Origin of the sequence: Amycolatopsis sacchari (genome assembly GCF_900114035.1) — a bacterium.
GTDB classification, from domain to species: Bacteria; Actinomycetota; Actinomycetes; order Mycobacteriales; family Pseudonocardiaceae; genus Amycolatopsis_E; species Amycolatopsis_E sacchari.
In genome coordinates, this window is the sequence record NZ_FORP01000006.1 from 176,109 (window position 1) to 196,208 (window position 20,100).

The 20,100-nt window shown below is 69.4% G+C and carries 22 protein-coding genes and 1 tRNA gene; 8 read left to right on the forward strand and 15 right to left on the reverse strand.

Annotated features, from left to right (window positions below; genetic code table 11):
• Positions 1 to 838: 838 nt before the first annotated feature.
• From dnaN to BMZ92_RS13010, 8 genes are all read left to right on the forward strand, one after another.
• The gene (gene dnaN / locus BMZ92_RS12975) at positions 839 to 1,972 is read left to right on the forward strand and encodes a DNA polymerase III subunit beta (RefSeq protein ID WP_091506648.1); all 1,134 of its coding nucleotides are present in this window, start codon (positions 839 to 841) and stop codon (positions 1,970 to 1,972) included.
• 30 nt (positions 1,973 to 2,002) lie between these two features.
• Positions 2,003 to 2,893 (forward strand): phosphogluconate dehydrogenase (NAD(+)-dependent, decarboxylating), encoded by an 891-nt coding sequence (gene gnd / locus BMZ92_RS12980; protein ID WP_091506651.1) that lies wholly within the window; start codon positions 2,003 to 2,005, stop codon positions 2,891 to 2,893.
• 6 nt (positions 2,894 to 2,899) lie between these two features.
• Complete coding sequence (recF, locus tag BMZ92_RS12985; RefSeq protein ID WP_091506652.1) at positions 2,900 to 4,054, forward strand: DNA replication/repair protein RecF; 1,155 nt, start codon at positions 2,900 to 2,902, stop codon at positions 4,052 to 4,054.
• Positions 4,055 to 4,229: 175 nt separating this feature from the next.
• Complete coding sequence (locus BMZ92_RS12990) at positions 4,230 to 4,775, forward strand: DciA family protein (RefSeq protein WP_091507071.1); 546 nt, start codon at positions 4,230 to 4,232, stop codon at positions 4,773 to 4,775.
• A gap of 181 nt (positions 4,776 to 4,956) precedes the next feature.
• Complete coding sequence (gene gyrB / locus BMZ92_RS12995; protein WP_091506655.1) at positions 4,957 to 6,921, forward strand: DNA topoisomerase (ATP-hydrolyzing) subunit B; 1,965 nt, start codon at positions 4,957 to 4,959, stop codon at positions 6,919 to 6,921.
• 42 nt (positions 6,922 to 6,963) lie between these two features.
• Positions 6,964 to 9,492, forward strand: coding sequence for a DNA gyrase subunit A (gene gyrA, locus BMZ92_RS13000; protein WP_091506658.1), 2,529 nt, complete (start codon positions 6,964 to 6,966; stop codon positions 9,490 to 9,492).
• A gap of 10 nt (positions 9,493 to 9,502) precedes the next feature.
• On the forward strand, positions 9,503 to 10,210 hold the full coding sequence (locus BMZ92_RS13005) for a DUF3566 domain-containing protein (protein WP_177228663.1): 708 nt from the start codon (positions 9,503 to 9,505) through the stop codon (positions 10,208 to 10,210).
• Between the two features lie 31 nt (positions 10,211 to 10,241).
• A tRNA-Ile gene (locus tag BMZ92_RS13010) sits at positions 10,242 to 10,318 on the forward strand.
• Between the two features lie 122 nt (positions 10,319 to 10,440).
• On the opposite strand, the gene BMZ92_RS13015 is transcribed toward BMZ92_RS13010, so the two are convergent.
• From BMZ92_RS13015 to BMZ92_RS13070, 15 genes are all read right to left on the reverse strand, one after another.
• Positions 10,441 to 11,811 (reverse strand): site-specific integrase, encoded by a 1,371-nt coding sequence (locus BMZ92_RS13015; RefSeq protein WP_091506660.1) that lies wholly within the window; start codon positions 11,809 to 11,811, stop codon positions 10,441 to 10,443.
• On the reverse strand, positions 11,811 to 12,065 hold the full coding sequence (locus BMZ92_RS13020; RefSeq protein ID WP_342743489.1) for a helix-turn-helix domain-containing protein: 255 nt from the start codon (positions 12,063 to 12,065) through the stop codon (positions 11,811 to 11,813). The genes BMZ92_RS13015 and BMZ92_RS13020 overlap by 1 nt, the downstream gene beginning before the upstream one ends.
• Before the next feature lie 40 nt (positions 12,066 to 12,105).
• Positions 12,106 to 13,356 (reverse strand): DUF3631 domain-containing protein, encoded by a 1,251-nt coding sequence (locus tag BMZ92_RS13025; RefSeq protein ID WP_091506663.1) that lies wholly within the window; start codon positions 13,354 to 13,356, stop codon positions 12,106 to 12,108.
• The gene (locus tag BMZ92_RS13030; RefSeq protein ID WP_091506665.1) at positions 13,356 to 13,874 is read right to left on the reverse strand and encodes a hypothetical protein; all 519 of its coding nucleotides are present in this window, start codon (positions 13,872 to 13,874) and stop codon (positions 13,356 to 13,358) included. Before BMZ92_RS13030 ends, BMZ92_RS13025 begins: the two co-directional genes overlap by 1 nt.
• An 86-nt stretch (positions 13,875 to 13,960) precedes the next feature.
• Positions 13,961 to 14,131, reverse strand: coding sequence for a hypothetical protein (locus BMZ92_RS37355; protein WP_177228664.1), 171 nt, complete (start codon positions 14,129 to 14,131; stop codon positions 13,961 to 13,963).
• A gap of 360 nt (positions 14,132 to 14,491) precedes the next feature.
• On the reverse strand, positions 14,492 to 16,699 hold the full coding sequence (locus BMZ92_RS13035; protein WP_091506668.1) for a hypothetical protein: 2,208 nt from the start codon (positions 16,697 to 16,699) through the stop codon (positions 14,492 to 14,494).
• A complete protein-coding gene (locus tag BMZ92_RS13040) occupies positions 16,696 to 17,832 on the reverse strand; it encodes a hypothetical protein (RefSeq protein WP_091506670.1) in 1,137 nt (378 codons plus the stop codon). The genes BMZ92_RS13035 and BMZ92_RS13040 overlap by 4 nt, the downstream gene beginning before the upstream one ends.
• Complete coding sequence (locus BMZ92_RS13045) at positions 17,829 to 18,035, reverse strand: hypothetical protein (protein ID WP_143249857.1); 207 nt, start codon at positions 18,033 to 18,035, stop codon at positions 17,829 to 17,831. The genes BMZ92_RS13040 and BMZ92_RS13045 overlap by 4 nt, the downstream gene beginning before the upstream one ends.
• Positions 18,036 to 18,046: 11 nt before the next feature.
• The gene (locus BMZ92_RS13050; RefSeq protein WP_091506674.1) at positions 18,047 to 18,385 is read right to left on the reverse strand and encodes a hypothetical protein; all 339 of its coding nucleotides are present in this window, start codon (positions 18,383 to 18,385) and stop codon (positions 18,047 to 18,049) included.
• Positions 18,372 to 18,626 carry a hypothetical protein gene (locus tag BMZ92_RS13055; RefSeq protein WP_091506676.1) on the reverse strand — a complete coding sequence of 85 codons (255 nt, stop codon included), beginning with the start codon at positions 18,624 to 18,626 and terminating at the stop codon, positions 18,372 to 18,374. The genes BMZ92_RS13050 and BMZ92_RS13055 overlap by 14 nt, the downstream gene beginning before the upstream one ends.
• Before the next feature lie 5 nt (positions 18,627 to 18,631).
• Positions 18,632 to 18,808 (reverse strand): hypothetical protein, encoded by a 177-nt coding sequence (locus BMZ92_RS37360; RefSeq protein ID WP_177228665.1) that lies wholly within the window; start codon positions 18,806 to 18,808, stop codon positions 18,632 to 18,634.
• Positions 18,805 to 19,065, reverse strand: a complete 261-nt coding sequence (locus tag BMZ92_RS13060; RefSeq protein ID WP_091506679.1) for a hypothetical protein — start codon at positions 19,063 to 19,065, stop codon at positions 18,805 to 18,807. Before BMZ92_RS13060 ends, BMZ92_RS37360 begins: the two co-directional genes overlap by 4 nt.
• Positions 19,062 to 19,214: a hypothetical protein gene (locus tag BMZ92_RS37365; protein ID WP_177228666.1), complete on the reverse strand. Its 153-nt coding sequence runs from the start codon at positions 19,212 to 19,214 to the stop codon at positions 19,062 to 19,064. The genes BMZ92_RS13060 and BMZ92_RS37365 overlap by 4 nt, the downstream gene beginning before the upstream one ends.
• Positions 19,215 to 19,223: 9 nt before the next feature.
• Entirely contained in the window at positions 19,224 to 19,778 is a 555-nt protein-coding gene (locus BMZ92_RS13065) for a hypothetical protein (protein WP_091506682.1), read from the reverse strand.
• 45 nt (positions 19,779 to 19,823) lie between these two features.
• Complete coding sequence (locus tag BMZ92_RS13070; protein WP_143249858.1) at positions 19,824 to 20,090, reverse strand: hypothetical protein; 267 nt, start codon at positions 20,088 to 20,090, stop codon at positions 19,824 to 19,826.
• Positions 20,091 to 20,100 lie beyond the last annotated feature (10 nt).

Sequence of the window (20,100 nt, forward strand, 5' to 3'; positions counted from 1 at the left end):
CCCCTGATCTCCGCCAGGCCGCGTTCGACCGCGGCCTCCTTGATCCGCGCGTGTTCGTTTCCATTGCGCGACGGGGGTTTTGGAGTGTTCAAGTAGGACAGTCGCCGCAGACGTCAGGCGGCCGTTGCGGGGCAACGGTTTCCGGCGCTGCTGTCCGCGACGGCGCCCTGCACGCCGGATCCGGCCGCGCTGCACCGAGTTTTCCCGCGGACGGCACGGGTACTCGAAGCGTGCGTTCGCCTGTGATCCCGGTAACGGGACCGCATCGAAAATAGATCTCCGTCCCTCACCGGAGTGAACTCCGCGGCCCTCCGCGTCTGAGGAAAGCCTGGGCACAAACCCACCCACAGTTGGGGAAGGTTGTGTGGACAACTGTGGATGGATGTGGACGGGCTGTGGGAAGCCGGGAGTTGTCCACGGACGCCCGAAACTGTCCACGGGGAGTACTCCCCAGCTGTCCACATCCCGCCGCGCCGTCGGACCTGCGACGACACCGGCTGTCCACACAATTCACAGCCCCTATTACTGTCACTGCCCTTGTTCTTCTCAAGAAGTTCTTGCAAAGCAAAAACAGGCGGCTGTGGATCTGGGGACAAGCGGGGACGAGGCAGGACACTTGTCGACAAGTCGATGGCCTGCCCCGAATGACGGCAGGCGGGGTCACGTTCTAACGTGGGTATCCACACCCAGGCCCGCAGGTCGTTGGCGACACCGGCTGCCGGGCTCCACCACACCGCGAGATCCCTGGTCACCGCGCTGCGTACCGCGCGTCCAGGGCCGTTTGTCGATCTTCTCGAGCCCCCAAGGGGGGTGGCTCGGCTGTCGAAAGGATGGGCGCATGAAGATCCGCGTCGAGCGAGACGGGCTGGCCGACGCCGTCGCGTGGGTGGCACGCAGCCTGCCGTCCCGGCCACCGGTACCGGTACTCGGCGGCGTCCTGCTCGACGCCGGATCCGACGGGTCCACCGACGCGCTCACCGTCTCCGGCTTCGACTACGAGGTCTCCGCGACGGTGGGCGTCCCCGCGACGATCGCCGACGGCGGGCGGCTGCTCGTGTCGGGCCGGTTGCTCGCCGACATCACCAAGGCGCTGCCCGCACAGCCGGTCGAGATCTTCGTCGACGGCTCCCGCGCGTCCATCACGTGCGGCAACGCGCGCTTCTCCCTGCCGACCATGCCCGTCGAGGACTACCCGGCGCTGCCGGCCCAGCCCGCGCTCGCCGGTGAGGTCGCCGGCGACGCCTTCGGCCAGGCCGTCACCCAGGTCGCCGTCGCCGCGGGCAAGGACGACACGCTCCCCATGCTCACCGGCATGCGGCTGGAGATCTCCGGCACCACGCTCACCCTCGTCGCCACCGACCGCTTCCGGCTCGCGATGCGCGAGTTCACGTGGGAACCGGCCGAAGGTCTCGAGGACGCCGCGGTGCTCGTGCCCGCGCGGACGCTCGCCGAAGCCGCCAAGTCGCTCGGCGCGAGCGGGGCGAAGGTTTCGCTGAGCCTCGCCAGCGGTGAGGGCCTCCTCGGTCTCGCCGGCTCCGGCCGCTACACCACGACCCGCCTGCTCGACGCGGAGTTCCCGCCGTACCGCCAGCTGCTGCCCGCGCAGCACACCTCCCGCGCGGTGATCAACGTCGCCCCGCTGTCGGACGCGATCAAGCGCGTGTCCCTCGTCGCGGAGCGGGGTACCCAGGTGCGGCTGGAATTCGCGGACGGTTCACTGCGGTTGTCCGCGGGTGGTGACGACGAGGGCAGTGCCGAGGAAGAGCTGCCGGTGGACTACGAAGGCGAGCCGGTGACGATCGCGTTCAACCCGGGTTACCTGGTCGACGGCCTCGGCGCGCTGCACGCCGACCGGGCCGAGCTGACGTTCACCACCCCCAACCGTCCGGCTTTGATCAAGCCGGCAGACGAGCAGGGCCAGGTCGTTCCTGGTTACCTCTACCTGTTGATGCCGGTCCGCCTACCCGGCTGACCGGAAGCGAACGACAAAAGGGGATTTTCGATGGTTCAGCTGGGACTCGTCGGCCTCGGCAAGATGGGCTTCAACATGCGCGAGCGGCTGCGCGCCGCCGGGCACGAGGTGGTGGGCTACGACCGCAACCCCGAGGTGAGCGACTCGACCTCGCTCGCCGACATGGTGTCGAAGCTCGAGGCGCCGCGCATCGTGTGGATCATGGTGCCCGCGGGCGGCCCGACGCGCGACACGGTGGACGAGCTGGCGGGGCTGCTGTCCGACGGTGACCTGGTGATCGACGGCGGGAACTCGAAGTTCACCGACGACAAGCGCAACTCCGAGGTGCTCGCCGCCAAGAACATCGGCTACCTCGACTGCGGTGTCTCCGGTGGCGTGTGGGGCAAGGACAACGGGTACGGCCTGATGGTCGGCGGCCCCGCGGAGGACGTCGAGCGCGCGATGCCGATCTTCGACGCGCTGCGCCCGGAGGGGCCGCGCGAGGAGGGCTTCTCGCACGCGGGCTCGGTCGGCGCCGGCCACTACGCGAAGATGATCCACAACGGCATCGAGTACGGCGTCATGCAGGCCTACGCCGAGGGCTTCGAGCTGATGGAAGCCGCGAAGGTCATCGACGACGTGCCCGCCGTCATCAAGGGCTGGCAGCGGGGCACCGTCGTCCGGTCCTGGCTGCTCGACCTGCTGGTCCGCGCGCTCGACGAGGACCCCGACCTCGACGACCTCGAGGGTTACGTCGAGGACTCGGGCGAGGGCCGCTGGACGCTGGAGGAGGCCATCAACAACGCGGTGCCCGCCCCGGTGATCTCGGCCGCGCTGTTCGCCCGGTTCTCCTCCCGCCAGAAGGACTCCGCCGCGATGCGGGCCGTCGCCGCGCTGCGCAACCAGTTCGGCGGGCACTCCGTCAAGAAGGTCGGTCAGTAGGCGACCTTGTACCTCCGTCACCTCCAGGTCACCGACTTCCGTTCGTGGGAGCACGCCGACCTGCCGTTGACGCCGGGGCCGACCGTGCTGGTCGGCCCCAACGGCCGGGGCAAGACCAACCTGCTGGAGGCGATCGGTTACCTGGCGACGCTCGGTTCGCACCGCGTCGCCACGGACGCGCCGCTCGTCCGGCACGGCTGTGAGCGCGCCCTGGTGCGGGCGGCCGTGGTCAACGACGACCGCGAGCTGACCGTCGAACTCGAGATCACGCCGGGCAAGGCCAACCGCGCGCGGGTCAACCGCGGTGCGGTCGGCAAGCCGCGCGACATCCTCGGCATCCTGCGCACGGTGCTGTTCTCCCCGGAGGACCTGGCGCTCGTGCGGGGTGACCCCGGTGAGCGGCGGCGCTTTCTGGACGAGCTGCTCGTGCAGCGCGCCCCGCGCTGGGCGGGGGTGCGCTCGGACTACGAACGTGTCCTGCGGCAGCGCAACGCTCTGCTGAAAACGGCCGGTAAGAGAAAAGGTGCGCGTGACGACCCGTACGCGCTGTCGACGCTCGAAGTGTGGGACAACCACCTCGCGACGGTCGGCGCGCAGTTGCTCGCCGCGCGGCTGGACCTCGTCGCCGACCTGGCGCCGCACACGTCGGCGGCGTACGCCGGGGTCGCACCCGACTCACGCCCGGCGAAGATCTCCTACCGGTCGAGCCTGGGTGAGGCGTTGCCTGCGGGCTACGGCAGACCGGACGGGGAACGGGCGGATCCGGAGAAGCTGTCGGCCATCCTCGTCGAGGCGCTGGCCGAGGCGCGGCAGTCCGAGCTGGAACGCGGGGTGAGCCTGGTCGGCCCGCACCGCGACGAGCTGGAGCTGATCCTCGGTGAGGCACCGGCGAAGGGGTACGCGAGCCACGGCGAGTCGTGGTCCTTCGCGCTCGCGCTGCGGTTGGGGTCGTACGAGCTGCTGCGCGCGGAGAACGGTGAACCCGTGTTGATGCTGGACGACGTGTTCGCCGAGCTGGACCGCCGTCGCCGGGCGCGGCTCGCGGAGGTCGCGGCGGTCGCCGAACAGGTCCTGATCACCGCGGCGGTGGACGAGGACTTGCCCGAAGAGCTGACGGGCACGCGGTTCGCCGTCGCAGAGGGAGAGGTGCGCCGTGCCTGAGGAACCCGACCAGGTACCCCGAGTGACCGGGGCCACACAATTTACCCACCGATCTGGGGATAAGTCTGTGGATAGTGTGGATAACACGGTGAGCGCGTCATCGCCGCGGGTGAGCAAGCGGCCGAACGAGTCGGATTCGACAACCCGAGCGGGGGGTGAAGGGGCGGGAGACACCATATCCGCCACGGATCGTGACCCCGCACCCGGCCCCGTCACCGGCCGTGACCTGGCGAGGGACGCGCTGGCGGCCGCCCGTGCGAAGGCCGAGGCCCGGGGTGTGGAACCGGGCAGGCGCAAACCCGTGAAGGCGAGCGAGCTCAACCAGAACCCCCGCCGGCGCCGCTGGTCCGGCCCCGGCGCCGACCCCCGCGACCCCCAGCCGCTCGGGCGCCTGATGAACCGGGTGGCCAGCGAACGAGGGTGGAACCAGCGGCTGACGGACGGCCAGGTGTTCGGGCAGTGGGCCCGGCTCGTCGGCGAGGAGGTCGCCGAGCACGCCCAGCCGGTGTCCCTCAAGGACGGCGAACTCACCGTCCGCGCCAGCTCCACCGCGTGGGCCACCCAGCTCCGGCTGCTCCAGGGCCAGCTCCTCACGAAGATCGCCGCCGCGGTCGGGCACGGCGTGGTCAAGCGCATGCGCATCCACGGGCCCACCGCGCCCAGCTGGCGCAAGGGTCCCCGGCACATTTCCGGACGCGGTCCCCGGGACACGTACGGCTGAGGCGCGAACGCGTCCTGATGCCTCGGCATGACGCAGAGCCACCCCGGCACCCATCCGGGTTCGAGTTCGTGGCTCTGTGAGGAAATCAGGGGTGTCCTTGCCGCATGTGTGCGCGCCTGGCCAAGTAGAATGGACGAGGGAGCGGGGACCCCTTGGGCGAGACTGAGGAGAAAGCAGGCCTGTGGCAGCCAAGAACGATTACAACGCGTCCTCCATCACCGTGCTCGAGGGGCTCGAAGCCGTCCGGAAACGTCCCGGCATGTACATCGGCTCGACCGGTGAGCGCGGCCTCCACCATCTTATCCAGGAAGTCGTCGACAACTCCGTCGACGAGGCGATGGCCGGGTACGCGACCAAGGTCGAGGTGACGCTGCTGGCCGACGGCGGCGTCCGCGTCGCCGACGACGGCCGCGGCATCCCCGTCGACATGCACCCGAAGGAGCACCGGCCGACCATCGAGGTCGTGCACACCGTGCTGCACGCGGGCGGCAAGTTCGACAGCGACTCGTACGCGGTCTCCGGCGGTCTGCACGGCGTGGGCATCTCGGTCGTCAACGCGCTGTCCACGGCGCTCGACGTCGAGGTCCGCCGCGACGGCCGGCTCTGGAAGCAGCACTACGACCACGCGAAGCCCGGGGAGCTCATCGACGCCGGCCCCGCCGAGGACACCGGCACCACCACCACGTTCTGGGCCGACCCGGACATCTTCGAAACCACGACGTACAACGCTGAGACGGTCGCCCGCCGGCTGCAGGAGATGGCCTTCCTCAACAAGGGCCTCTACATCACCCTGCGGGACGAGCGCGTCACCGACGACGAGACCGAGACCGACGTCGACGGCCAGCAGGCCCGCGTGAGGGAGCGCGTCTACCACTACCCGGGCGGGCTCGAGGACTTCGTCAAGCACATCAACGGCAGCAAGGACCCCATCCACCCGAGCGTCATCTCCTTCGACGCCAAGGGCGAAGGCCTCGAGGTCGAGGTCGCGATGCAGTGGAACAACTCCTACACGCCGTCGGTGCACACGTTCGCCAACACGATCAACACGCACGAGGGCGGTACGCACGAGGAGGGCTTCCGCGCGGCGCTCACGCGTGTCGTGAACGCGTACGCGCGCGACAAGAAGCTGCTCAAGGAGAAGGACGAGAACCTCTCCGGCGAGGACGTGCGCGAGGGGCTCGCCGCGATCGTGTCGATCAAGCTGGCGGAGCCGCAGTTCGAGGGCCAGACCAAGACCAAGCTGGGCAACAGCGAGGCGAAGTCGTTCGTGCAGAGCAAGACGAACGAGTGGCTCGCCGACTGGTTCGAGCGCAACCCCGGGGAAGCCAAGACGATCATCAACAAGGCGATCGGCAGCGCGCAGGCGCGCATGGCCGCCCGGCGGGCGCGGGATCTGGTGCGCCGCAAGGGCGCGATGGACATCGGCGGCCTGCCCGGCAAGCTCAAGGACTGCCAGTCCACCAACCCGGAGGAGTGCGAGCTCTACATCGTCGAGGGTGACTCGGCGGGTGGTTCGGCCAAGGAGGGCCGCGAGTCGCGGTTCCAGGCGATCCTGCCGATCCGGGGCAAGATCATCAACGTGGAGAAGGCCCGCATCGACCGGGTGCTCAAGAACAACGAGGTCCAGTCGCTGATCACCGCGCTGGGCACCGGTATCCACGACGACTTCGACATCTCCAAGCTGCGCTACCACAAGATCGTGCTGATGGCCGACGCCGACGTCGACGGCCAGCACATCCGCACGCTGCTGCTGACGCTGCTGTTCCGCTTCATGCCGCAGCTGATCGAGCACGGCCACGTGTACCTCGCGTGCCCGCCGCTGTACAAGATCAAGTGGCCGCGGTCGGAGCCGGAGTACGCCTACTCGGACAAGGAACGCGACGGTCTGCTGGCCGCGGGTGCCGAGGCCGGCCGCAAGCTGCCGAAGGAAGACGGCATCCAGCGTTACAAGGGTCTCGGCGAGATGAACGCCGAGGAGCTGTGGGAGACCACGATGGATCCCGCACGCCGCCTGCTGCTGCAGGTGACCCTCGACGACGCCGCCGCCGCGGACGAGCTGTTCAGCGTCCTGATGGGTGAGGACGTGGAAGCACGCCGCTCGTTCATCACGCGCAACGCCAAGGACGTCCGCTTCCTCGACGTGTAGCCGTCCCGCCGTCCAGCCCGAGTTTTTCACGAGAAGGATCCCATGACGGAAACCTTGCCGCCGGAGCACGACCGCACCGAGCCGGTCGACATCCAGCAGGAGATGCAGCGCTCCTACATCGACTACGCGATGAGCGTGATCGTGTCGCGGGCGCTGCCGGACGTGCGTGACGGCCTCAAGCCGGTGCACCGCCGCGTGCTGTACTCCATGTACGACTCGGGTTTCCGGCCGGACCGCGGGTACAACAAGTGCTCGCGCGTGGTCGGCGACGTCATGGGCAACTACCACCCGCACGGTGACTCGGCGATCTACGACGCGCTCGTGCGGCTCGCCCAGCCCTGGGCGATGCGGTACCCGCTGATCGACGGGCAGGGCAACTTCGGCTCGCCGGGCAACGACCCCGCGGCGGCCATGCGGTACACCGAGTGCCGCCTGGACCCGCTCGCGATGGAGATGCTCCGGGAGATCGACGAGGAGACCGTCGACTTCTCGGACAACTACGACGGCCGCACCCAGGAGCCGGACGTCCTGCCGGCCCGCATCCCGAACCTGCTGGTCAACGGCACCTCGGGGATCGCGGTCGGCATGGCGACGAACATCCCGCCGCACAACCTGCGGGAGGTCGCCGACGGCATCGTCTGGTCGCTGGACAACTGGGAAGCCACCGACGACGAGCTGCTCGCCGCGCTGCTGATGCGCATCAAGGGCCCGGACTTCCCCACGAAGGGCCTGATCCTGGGCACCTCCGGGATCGAGGAGGCGTACCGCACCGGCCGCGGTTCGGTGAAGATGCGCGCGGTCGTCGAGGTCGAGGAGGACCTCAAGGGCCGCACCACGCTGGTCGTCACGGAGCTGCCGTACCAGGTCAACCCGGACAACCTGGTGGAGAACATCGCCGCGCTCGTGCGCGACGGGAAGCTCACCGGCATCGCCGACATCGCCGACGAGTCGAACAGCCGCCGCGGCATGCGGATCGTGATCACGCTGAAGCGGGACGCGGTCGCGAAGGTCGTGCTGAACAACCTCTACAAGCACACCCAGCTGCAGTACAACTTCGGCGTCAACATGCTGGCCCTCGTCGACGGCGTGCCCCGCACGCTGCGGCTGGACCAGGTGGTGCGGCACTACATCAAGCACCAGATCGAGGTCATCGTCCGGCGCACCCGGTTCCGCCTGCGCAAGGCCGAGGAACGGGCCCACATCCTGCGTGGGTACGTCAAGGCGCTGGACATGCTCGACGAGGTCATCGCGTTGATCCGGCGGTCGGAGACGGTCGACGTCGCGCGGACCGGCCTGATGGAGCTGCTCGACGTCGACGAGATCCAGGCCACGGCGATCCTGGAGATGCAGCTGCGGCGGCTGGCCGCGCTGGAGCGGCAGAAGATCGTCGACGAGCTGGCGAAGATCGAGCTGGAGATCGCGGACTACAAGGACATCCTCGACAAGCCCGAGCGGCAGCGCCAGATCGTCAAGGACGAGCTGGCCGAGATCGTCGAGAAGTACGGCGACGACCGGCGCACCCAGATCATCCCGTTCGACGGCGACGTGTCGGTCGAGGACCTGATCGCGGTCGAGGACGTGGTGGTCACCATCACGCGCACCGGTTACGCCAAGCGCACCAAGACCGACCTGTACCGCTCGCAGAAGCGTGGCGGCAAGGGCGTGCAGGGCGCGGCGCTCAAGCAGGACGACATCGTGCAGCACTTCTTCGTGTGCTCCACGCACGACTGGCTCCTGTTCTTCACGAACAAGGGCCGGGTCTACCGCGCCAAGGCGTACGAGCTGCCGGAGGCCAACCGCGCCGCCCGCGGCCAGCACGTCGCGAACCTGCTGGCGTTCCAGCCCGACGAGGAGATCGCCCAGGTCATCGAGATCCCGAACTACGAGGTGGCGCCGTACCTGGTGCTCGCCACGAAGAAGGGCCTCGTCAAGAAGACCAAGCTCAGCGACTTCGACTCGAACCGCTCCGGCGGCCTGATCGCGGTCAACCTGCGCGAAGGCGACGAACTGGTCGGTGCCGTGCTCGCCGGCCCGGAGGACGACCTGCTGCTGGTGTCGGCGGAGGGCCAGTCGATCCGGTTCCACGCCACCGACGAGACGCTGCGCCCCATGGGCCGCGCGACCTCGGGTGTGCTGGGCATGCGCTTCAACGAGGGCGACGAGCTGCTCGCGCTGAACGTGGTGAAGCCGGAGAAGTTCCTGCTGGTCGCCACCGACGGTGGCTACGCCAAGCGGACGCCGATCGAGGACTATCCGGTACAGGGCCGTGGCGGAAAGGGCGTGCTGACCATCCAGCACGACCGGAAACGTGGCAGGCTGGTGGGTGCGCTCATCGTCGACGTGGACGACGAGCTGTACGCCATCACCTCGAGCGGCGGGGTGATCCGGACCGCGGCGGAGCAGGTGCGCAAGGCGGGACGGCAGACCAAGGGCGTGCGCCTGATCAACCTGGGGGAGGGGACGACTCTGCTCGCGGTGGCACGCAACGCGGACGAGCCCTCAGACGTCGGTAATGGTGAAGGCAACGGAGACGAGACCGGTGCCCAGGCTCCGCAGCCTGATGCCGGGTAAGGATTATTGAGTGACTTCGCCCGAGAACTCCGAACAGCCCACGGTCGCCGCCGACAAGGCGTCCCCGCCCTGGCAGCGCTTGGGCAAGGACAGCGGCAACGGCACGGCCGAAGGTCCGACGCAGTGGCTGCCGAAGGCCGGCCAGCAGGCGGAAGCGGCGGCGCCGGCCGCGCCTGCCGCGCCCGAGCGTCCGGTCGTCAGCGGCAGCGCGGCGCAGGGCCTGTTCGGGAACGCGGCCCAGCCGGCCGACGACCCGTTCGCGGGCCTGCGCACGCAGGAGACGGTGAACGTACCGGGCACCCAGGGGAAGGGGCGGGGCACGCCGAGCGCGCTGCGCCGCCCCGGCCGCGGCCCGCGCCGGGCGAGCCTCCAGGTCAAGCGGTTCGACCCGTGGTCGGTGCTGAAGCTGTCGCTGGTGCTCGGCGTGGCGATGTTCTTCGTGTGGCTGGTTGCGGTCGGCGTGCTGTACACGGTGCTCGACGGCATGGGCGTGTGGGACAAGCTCAACGGCACCTACTCGTCCCTGGTCTCGGGTGACGGTGGCAACGCCCCGTCCGACCCGCTCATCAGCGCGGGGCGGGTGTTCGGCATAGCGGCCATCCTCGGCGCGATCAACATCGTGCTGCTCTCGGCGCTGGCCACGGTGAGCGCGTTCATCTACAACGTGTCCGCCGACCTGGCCGGTGGCCTTGAGGTGACCCTGTCGGAAAGGGAGTAGAGGGCATCCTGTAGTCTTTTCCTCGTTCCCGGGGCCCATAGCTCAGGCGGTTAGAGCGCTTCGCTGATAACGAAGAGGTCGGAGGTTCAAGTCCTCCTGGGCCCACCACCACCCCGGTAGCGCTGATCAGGCAAAACAGCGCCACCGGGGTTTTGTGGTCTTAGCGGACGTGCCGGACTTGTGGCCAATGTTGTGGCCAAACGGCCCGTTATCCGCCTGGGAAGCGAGGCTCAGGCGGCTTCCAACGTGACCTCCATCGCATCCGCCCCGAAGCCTGGTGTGCCGAGGAACAGGTTGCTGATCTCCTGAGCTGCTGCCTGGTCAAGCTCCGGGATGTCCGCGGTGTAGAGGTCCAGGGTGAACGCGACCGTGGCGTGGCCCAGTCGAGAGCTGACGATCTTGGGGTGGACTCCAGCCCGCAGCGCCGTGGTGGCGTAGGTGTGCCTGAGTTCGTGCAGAGTCAGGTGCGGCAGGCCCAGTCGGTCGGCGATACGGGCCAGCCACTCGGTGATCGTGTCCGGGTAAATCGGCCGCCCGTCCTCCCAGCAGAACACCAGTCCGTGGTCCTGGTACGCGTCGGCCCACGTAGCCTTCTCAGCCTGGATCATCTCCACATGGGTGAGTAGGGCGGCCACTGTCGCCTTGTCCAGCGAGAGGCGACGACGGCTCCGGCGCGACTTGCCGAACCCCTGTCGAACCTTGCCGTTCGTGACCACCCTCGTCGCCTTCACCGCGAGCGCCCCGTTGTCGAGGTCCAGCCCGTCCAAGCGGAGGCCGGCGACTTCCGAGCGGCGCATCCCGGTTGTGGCCAGCAGCAGCCACATCGCGTAGAGGCGGTCCGACTGGACGGCCGTGAGGAACCGTCGCAGTTCCGCCGGGGTCCAGGTCCGGTGACTTCGATTCTCCGGGGAAGGAGCCTTGACAGCCGCTACGGGATTGGTAGGCACGTATTTCCAGGTCACCGCATCGGCGAAGGCTGACCTGAGCATGATGTGGACCGAACGCACCGTCTTCTTGCTCAGGCCGTTCGTTGCGTCGGTCGGCGTGCGTCCGGCCCGGAACCTCCGCATCGCCTTGTAGGCCGCGTCGTGCGTCACGCCGACCTGCCGGGCTAGCTCCCGAGCGCTGATCTCATCACCGCGGCCAGTCACCTCCTGCCAGATCCTGAACATCTCTCCGTTCGTGTCGCGCCTCCTCCTGCCGCTGTTGAGCAGGTGCTCGTAGAGGGAGGCCACGGTGATCGCGTCGATGTCCTGGAGACGCTTCTTGCCGATCACCGGGATGACGTACGCGCGAGCCAGCGTCTCGTAGTTGTTCGCCGTCGTCGGTGATCCGATGCTGGTGCGCATCTTCGGGAACCACTCCTCGAAGAATTGGGTGACTGTCCGCTTCGACGGCTTGGTGAGCTGGCCCTCACGCAGCTTGGCCTGCGCCTCGGCCATCTTTTCCCACGCCTCGTCCTCGGACTCGAAGCCGCTTTTCCGGATCCGGTTCCGCTCACCGGTGAGCGGGTCTGCCGGACCGTCGAACGCGTACGCCCACTTGTTGCCGCGGCGGGTGACCGAGCCAGGGATACCGCGGCGCTTCCTCGTACGTGGCATCAGGCGGCCTCCGTGCCAATCGCGGACAGCTCGGACTCGTCGACTTCGAGCAGTGCAGCGAGACCAGAGCGCAGAACGAACACCCGGCGACCGAAGCGGCGCACAGGCAGCTCACCGGCAGCGGCGTACCGGTATGCGGAGGCCCGGCTGAGCCCAAGGAGCTGGGCGGCCGTAGGCAGCGGGATCAGGGGCGGAAGGGACTGACCAGTCGTCTTGGCTACCGATGTGGCGGTGTCCATGCGGTGTGCTCCCATAAGTCGAGCTGGGGTGCGGACGTGGTGATTTCAGGGGTGGTCAGGCGGTGTCGCCGACGACTTTGAGGGGGGTTGCCGTCCCAGCCGTACCAGCGTCGTTTTTGCTGGTCAGGGGCGGTACGGCTTTTTTGCTGGTACGGCTTGAGCCGTACCACTCGTCAAGCCGTACCGGGTCTGAGCTGGGGTTATGAGGCTGGTACGGCTGGGACGGCTCACCCCCTGCCGAGGTGTCGAGCTCGGGTGCGTAGCGGCTCCAGGCGTCGGCGAAGTCGGCGCGCTGGTAGCCCTTGGCTTGCCCGCTGCCGGGGAAGCGGATGGTGGCCGAGCGGATGCCGTACTCCTTGAGCAGCGTCCCGAGTTTCATGGCGGTGAGCCCGGTCGGCCCGAACTCCCGCCATGGCGATTCCTCCAGGCCGCGTAGTCGGTGCAGCAGCTCGGCGGTGGGCAGGGCGAGGTCGTCGGCGAAGGCGGTGCGGCAGTCGATGAGCAGCCGCAGCCGGTCGGAGATTTCCCCGGTTTCGTTGTGCTCGCGGGTCATCTCCACGGCGGCGGCGCGGGCGCGTTCGGGCCAGTCGCCCCCGGCGTGGTCGGCGACGGCGACCAGCGGTTCCCAGGTGTCGGCGGCCCGGTCCTCCACCGGCATCGCCGGTTCGGCCCGTTCGAGGATGGCCATGTCGCCGCGCAGCCACTCGGTGAGCTGCTGCGCCAGCGCGCGGAGCGGTTCCCGGTCGCGCCGGGCGCGGTAGGGGAAGGTCTTCTCCCCGGAGGCGCGGCGGCGCATGTGCACGACCACGGCGCGGTCCTCGATGGTGTCGGGCATCGCCCCGATCCCCGCGAGCGCGGCCATGGCGAAGGTCGGGATGGTGACGACCTTGGAGGTGGCGGCGTCGTAGCGCAGGGCTGGCCGGCCGCGCTGGTGTCCGGCGTTGAGCAGCCCGCGCAGGTCCTCGTTGTCCCCGGCCTTCGGGCCGAAGATGGTGTCGGCCTCGTCCACCAGCAGCACCGGCGGGTCCGGGGTGATCGAGCGGTACACCGCGGCCGGGCTGGCGTTGACCGTGATCAGCGGGTCGTGGCAGGTGGCCTCCACGATGTCGAGCAGCCTCGACTTCCCGCACCGCCGTTCCGGTGCCCGGATCACCAGCCGCGGGGCGTGCGCCCAGGCGGGTTGGGCGTGGGTGGCGGCGATCCAGAGCACGACGGCATCGGTGGCCTGTTCGGAGGGCATGACCACGTACCGGGTCAGTGCGTCGCGCAGCGTGTCGAGCAGCGCTGCGCCGTGGTTGGCGGGCATCAGGCGGCCACCTCCAGGTGGGTCGGGGCCGTCGTGGCGGCCTGGTAGCGGGTCCACAGTTCGTCGATGGCGGCGGTGTCGTCGGCCAGCTCGCGCAGCACCGCCGTGGACGAGCCAGCCGCGGCCTGCTCGATCCGGCGAGCGTGAGCGAGCAGCGCGCGTCGCCACGCGGCCTCCAGCAGCACGGCCTTCAGGTGGTGGGCCAGCTCGGCCGGTGGCGCGTCGCGGAAGGTGTCGATGAGCCAGCCGGACAGCCACTCGCGGCGCTTCTCGCCCGGTGCCTGCCCGGTTGTCAGGGCGTGGGCGTAGAGGGTGACCGGGGCCGGGGTGTGCTCGGCGGCCACGACCTCGATGGCGAGTTGGAGGACGTGGGCGGCCATGCCGCCGGTGAAGTCGGCGGCGCGCATCCCGGCCAGCAGCCGCCGCGCCGGGCGGGCGGGCATCTGCATCAGGCAGCCGAGAAACTGGCGCTCCGGGTCGGTCAGGGCGTCGGTCGCGGTGGCGGTGGCGGTAGTCATGGAGAACCTTTCGCGAGTGCGGATGGTCTGGGAGCTGCCGGGCCGCCCGGAGACGGTGTCGCGGACGGCCCGGCAGGGTCGGTGCGCTACTTGCGCTTGCGGGCCTCGTGGATGGCCTCGCACTGTGGGCATGCGGGCTTGATGAACCAGGGCGACTTGGCGTCACCGCGCGGGATGGTGAGCCCGCAGAGGGTCTTCACGTCGCCGGTCCACCAGGACTTGGTTCCGCGGTGCACGAGAGGCTTGTTGCTTGCCATCGGGTGGTGTCCTTTCGCGACGGTCGGCTACTTGTTGGCGCAGATCGAGCACATGACCTGGTCGGCGGGGATGCGGGCTCCGCAGTCGGAGCAGGTGGCGACGAACCGGGCGATCAGGCGAGCGAGGCGGGTGGCCATCGGTCCTCCGAATGTGACTGTGAGTGACGATCGGTGGGCGCGCGGGTAGGGAACCCGTAGGGAGTGGGCGAGGGAATCCAGTGGCGGGTAGGGAAAATTCCCTCGGCGTGCCCCTAGGCGGCTTCCCTAGGGTTGATCTGCGGTTTCAGCGTGGAAGGGAGCGAGGGAGCGGAGGGAGAACCCGCCCGCGGCGCGGGCTGGTGGGCGGGTTCTCCGGCCTGGTCAGGCGTTCCCTCCCTCGCGGGCGGCGAGCGCCTGCTGGACACGATCGGTGAACACCATGAGGACACCGACCTTGGTGACCTTGCAGCCGTGCTCGGCGAGCTGGTCGCGCAGCCCCTCAGCTTTGAGGCTGAGGTAGGGGCGGTAGCTGGGGGCCAGCTCGCGCAGCCGGGCGCACACGTCGGTGGCCTTGGCCTTGTCCTCCCCGGGCAGCAGGACCGCGGCCACGTCGGCGAGCAGGTCGCGCTGCTCGGTCTGCTCGATCGCGGCCCGGCGGACCCGGCCGCCGCGCAGCTCGACCCCGCGGGCGACGATCGCGGCTTTCTGCTCGTCGGTGAGGTTGTAGGAGCGCAGCAAGCCGGGGGTGTCCATGTACCCGACCGTGACCGAGGTGCCCACGTCGTTGAGCGCCACGATCTTGCCGCCCTTCTTCACCGCGGGCTTCAGTTCCAGCGCCGAGAGCCCGTTCTCGTACGCCTTCTCGCCGAGCACGACGTTGTTGCGGGCCTTGTCGCCGATGGCGAAGCACGCCTTGTTGGTGGTGACCGCGACCAGGTCACGCGGCAGCGACTGGTCTGAGGGGGTCGGGGTGGCGAAGTTCAGCACGATCCCGTACTTGCGGGCGGCGGAGAAGAACCGCACCACCAGGTTGACCACCTCGCGCCGGTCTTCGGGCTTGTCCTGCCGGAAGAAGCTCTGGCACTCGTCGATGACCACGAACCGGGGCCGCAGCCGGTCGTCCTTCTCCGCGGCTTCGCGGGTCACGGCGCTGATGCCGTACTCGCGCAGCAGCCGGCCACGCTCGGCCAACGACTCGTGCAGGGCGTGGATGTGGGCCATGCACGCCTGGACGTTCTCGGCGGTGTCGCCCATGGAGATGATCGAGGCGACCGGGCGCAGCCACTCGTAGTCGTTGTTCTCGGCGAAGCAGAACACGTCGATGTCCACCAGCGGATCGAGCACCGCCCCGGCCAGCTCGGTCTGCGCCAGCGTGGACTTCCCGGAGCCCATGATCCCGGCCTTGACGAAGTTGCGCTCGAACACCGGGGTGGTCACGTCGTTCCAGCGGGCGTCGATGCCGACCGGGAACCCGGTCCAGAAGTCGGTCTGGCCGCCGTCGAGCAGCGGGTAGTCCGGCACCGGCTTCCGCAGCGAGCCCGGGTCCAGGACCAGGCACTTCATTGCCATCGGGTCGTTGTCGTCGACTTCGACCCAGACCTCCTCAGGGCGTCGGCCGAGGTTGTGCGCCAGGACGGTCTTGCGGGCGTTGATGCTGGTCGCGGGCACCCCGGCCGGGAGCCGGAGGACGAACTCCCAGCCGTGGCCGACCGGCAGCGGCGGCTGCACCCAGGTCGGGGTGATCGCGGTACCCCAGCCCTCCTTGAGCTTCTTGTTCAGCGCTGGGTGGCCCAGGTTGCGCAGCGCGTTCATGATCACCGACTCGTCCACCGCCGCCTCCGGACCGCCAGCGGCGGGAGCCGAGCGCAACCAGCTCGGCAGCTCCACGTGCTTACGGCCCTGCTGGTGCAGGTAGTAGAACGCTGCTGCGGTTCCGCCAGCCAGCAGGAACACGCCGTAGGTGACCACGAACCACACAGCGAACGCGATCGCGTCCACCACCGCCGAGATCGGGCCGATCACGTCGGCGATGTGCCCGGAGCTGACCGCCAGGATCATGCCCAGGACCAGCAGGAACCCGGCCACACCGACGAGCCCGAGCGCCCCTGCCTTGATCCACTGGCCGGGCGCGGCCACCCAGTCCATGACCCGCTGGTGGCGGCGCTGCTTCTCCGCCACGTCGCGGGCTTCCCACTCCAGCAGCCGCTCGTGGTTGCCCTCCATCTCCGCGGCCAGCATCTGCCGCTCGTAGCGGGACGCGCCGTGGGTGTCGCGCCACCGCTTGATGACCACCCCAGCCCCGGCGATCGGGTAGCCGAACACGTGCCGCCCGGCCGCCTTGAGCCCCTTCTTGGTGCGGTCGTGGAAGGCGACGGTCTTCACCGCCCGCCCTGCGGTGAGGAGGTCGCGGCGGTAGCCCTTGTAGCGCTCGATGGCCTGCCCGCGCTGGGTGAACAGTCGCTGGTACTCCTCCTCGGAGATCAGCTCCCCTTCCACCACCTCGGTCTCGGAGGGAGTCGGGGTGGTGTCGGCGCGGTGGGTGGGCAGGTAGTGCACCCGCGCCAACTCGTCCTGCTCGTGCTGGGTCACTTGCGTCCTCCCTTGGTGTGTTCGTCGCGGAGCTGGCGGGCGCGGGCGATCCCGATGCGCAGGGTCTTGCGGATCGACTCGGCGGAGGTCGGGTTGACCGTCCCGGCCTCGATCGCGGCGGCCAGCTCGGCGCGGAGCTGCTCGATCGAGCGGCCCGGCTTGCGGTCGATCACCGGCCGGTCCGGGGTCGACTCATGCAGGTCAGGGCCGTGGTCGAGGGTCGCCACCTGCCCGCCCTCGATCGAGTCCCGCGGCTCCTGCTCGCCCTCGATCGACGGAGTCGGATCGGTGGCGGTGGCCGCGCCGGTGGTGGCGAGCAGGTCGGCCAGCTCGCGGTCCCAGTCGGTCGAGGCGGCCACCGGCAGGCCGGGCACGGTCGCGGGCTTCAAGGCCCGCCAGCGGGTGATGCTGTAGCGGCCGGGGGCGTAGAGCAGCCGGGCCGACCCGTCCGCGTCGATCTCGGCCACGGCGCGCCGGATCGCGGCCTTGCGGATGCGGGCGACCTTGCGGGCGGCGGCCCGCTCAATCCGCGCTTCCCGCCGCTGCTGGCCGGACTTCGGCGCGGTGGCGAGCGTGAGCTGGTGGGCGACCACCCCGGCGATCGAGGCCACGCCCATGACCACGCCGTGGTCCCAGGCGGTGGTCAGGCCGTGGGTGAAGTTGATGCCGAAGGCGACTGCGCCGAACACCAGCACCCCGGCCACCAGACCCCACACCGAGCGGTCCGGGTGGCGACGGCGCTCGATCACCACTGCGACCGCGAACGCCCACATCCCCAGTTCGGTGATGCCGGGCAGCAGAGCGCCCAGCTCGGAGGCGAACACCGTGACGCCGTACCGGGCCATCGCCGGGGCCGCCAGCACGAACGACAGCAGCGCGATCGGGTAGATCAGCAGCTCCACCACGTGCGCGGCGAGCCATCCGGAGACCGTGGACCAGGTGGCGCGCCAGCGGGCACGACGCTTATCCGCCGCCTCCTCCCGCGCCTTCTGCCGCGCCTCCTCGTCCTCACGCTTGATCCGCGCGGTGGCCTGCCGCTCGGCGATGCGCACTTGCGCGGCCGCGGCGGCATCCTCGCGGCGGATCATCGCCTCCGTGCGCTTGTTCTCGCGCCGCTCCTCGTACCAGCTCACTGCCACATCCCCCTTTCCAGCTCGGTCATCAGGTCGCGGGCCGACACCAGCGGCAGCACGCCCCGGACCAGCACGAGCCGCGCCCGGTTGGTCTCCCGTGCCCAGGTGCGGGCCTCGATCAGGTCCGGCCAGTTCCCGGCCGCGACGGTCTCTCCATTCGGGACGGTCACCACGACCGTCCACGCGTTTGCCGCATCAGCCACGCGCCTCGCCTTCATCCGGACACCTCTCCGTCCTTCGTGGACTCCTTGCGGGTGCGCAGAGCGCGCTGCTGGCGGCGCAGGCGCAGTTCGTGCGCTGCCCAGCCGAGTGCGGTCAGCACGGACACGGCGTAGAAGCCGTCCCACACCGCGACTCCAAGGCCGAGCGGCGCGACCACCCCGGTCAGCTCGCCGAAGTGCCAGCCGAGCCAGGACACGGTCTGCGTGGTGCGGGTGGGGTACTTGGCGTTGGTGTAGATCGCCAGGTCGGCCGCGCGACGGGCCTCGACCGCAGCATCGGTCGCGGACTGTCCGGTGTGGTCGGTGGTGGGCTTGGGCTCAGGCGTGCACATTGATGGCCTCCTCCCGAGTGACGGTGGGGTGGTGGAAGAACTGGTTGACCGGACCGGCCGGGGGCTTGCTGGCGTGCCGGGCCACGAAGCCGTCCAGGCGGCGCATCGTGATCTCCAGGACCTTCGCGATCAGCACGAGAGGGATGCGGACCAGGTGCAGCAGCAGGAACACCAGCACCGCGCCGGTGAACACCAGCAGCGCGAACGTCCCGAACCTGCGCAGAACCTCGAACATCGACATGCCGCTCACCTGCCCAGTCCGGAGAACAGCACGGTCACCGCGTGCACGACGCTGTCCAGCGCGTGCCGGGCCTGGTAGGGGTGCTGCACGATCCACACCACGACGGCGACCAGGACGGCGAGCCAGAGCAGCTTGCGCAGGGTGTTCTTCTTGGGCAGCACGTGGGTCTTGGTCTTGCTCATGCCGGAACCTCCGTCTCGGCGTTGGTCAGGGAGAACAGGTCGGTTTGGCCGGCGGGCTGCCACGCCCCGTCCCGCCACACCGCGTCGGCGGCGACGCCTTCCTCGGCGCGGATCACCGGCTCGGTCTTGGCCAGCCACTTCCGCTTGGCCGTGTCGGTGGCCTCCCGCCATCGCTTGCCGGTGGTGGCCTCGTAGCGGCGGATGCACAGCGTTTTGAGCTGGGCCGGGGTGGTGCCGACCGCGATACGTGCGCTCACGCGGCTTCCTCCAGCTCGGCCAGGATGGTTTGTGACACCATGTGGGTCCCCTTCGAGTCGTGTCGCGGTTGGTTGGGGAGTCCCGGCGCGGTGGCGTTCTTGGCGGAGTGCGCCGCGCTGGGACGCGAAATGGGCTGGGCGTTGGTCACGGTGGCCTCCTAGAGGCTGGCGGCGTAGGTCTCGACCGCCGAGCGGGCGGCGGTGACCATGCCCATGAGCTGGTCGACGGTGTTGCACAGCTCGGCGTAAAGGCTCAGCGCCTCCTGCACGGGTGCCTGGCTGCTGCCCCCGGCCACCGAGTGCAGGCGGCCCTGGATTTCGGACGCGGCCTGGGATGCCTGCGCGAGCGCGCCGAGCACACCCTCGGCCTGCTCGTTGCTGCCAGCCAGAACCGCGCGGATTTCCTCGATGCTCGACATGGCGGGTGTTCCTCCTGTTGGGTTGGTGGTCGCCGTAGTGCTCGGCGGCGCGGGCGTGTGCCTCTGGTTGGCGTGCGGTTTTGTCGCGGGACGGCAGTGCTCGGGCACCTCGTATCCGGCCTTGGTGAGCACCAGCCGGGCGTAGTGCTGGTACAGGGCGGGCATCCGGCGGTCGCGGTCGGTGCGGGTCCACCACAACGGGTCGTCGATCAGGCTCGGATCGGTGCTGGCGAGGTGGTCGTGGAACAGTTCCTCGCGCGGCAGCCGCCGCACTTCCACCTCCAGCCCGGTCAACTTCTGGTACCGCTCGGCGAAGGCGTCCAGGGAGTCGTGACGGCCCTAGATGTCCAGCACCGCCCCATCCGGCGCGGCCACCGCCGTGTGCACGGCCGTCCACCCCTGCTCGGGGTAGTAGAGCTTGACCCCCACCACGTCCCAGCCGGTCATGCAGCTCATCGCCGCCGCCAGCCAGTGACAGTGGCTCTGCCCGAAGAACTCCTCCTCCTGCGGGCCGATCTGCCCCGAGGTGAGCGTGAGCCTCTCCGACCCAGCACTCGTGCCACCCGGAATGTGGAGTTCCGCGGTGCCCTCGAAGTCCCCGTCCAACCGCCACATG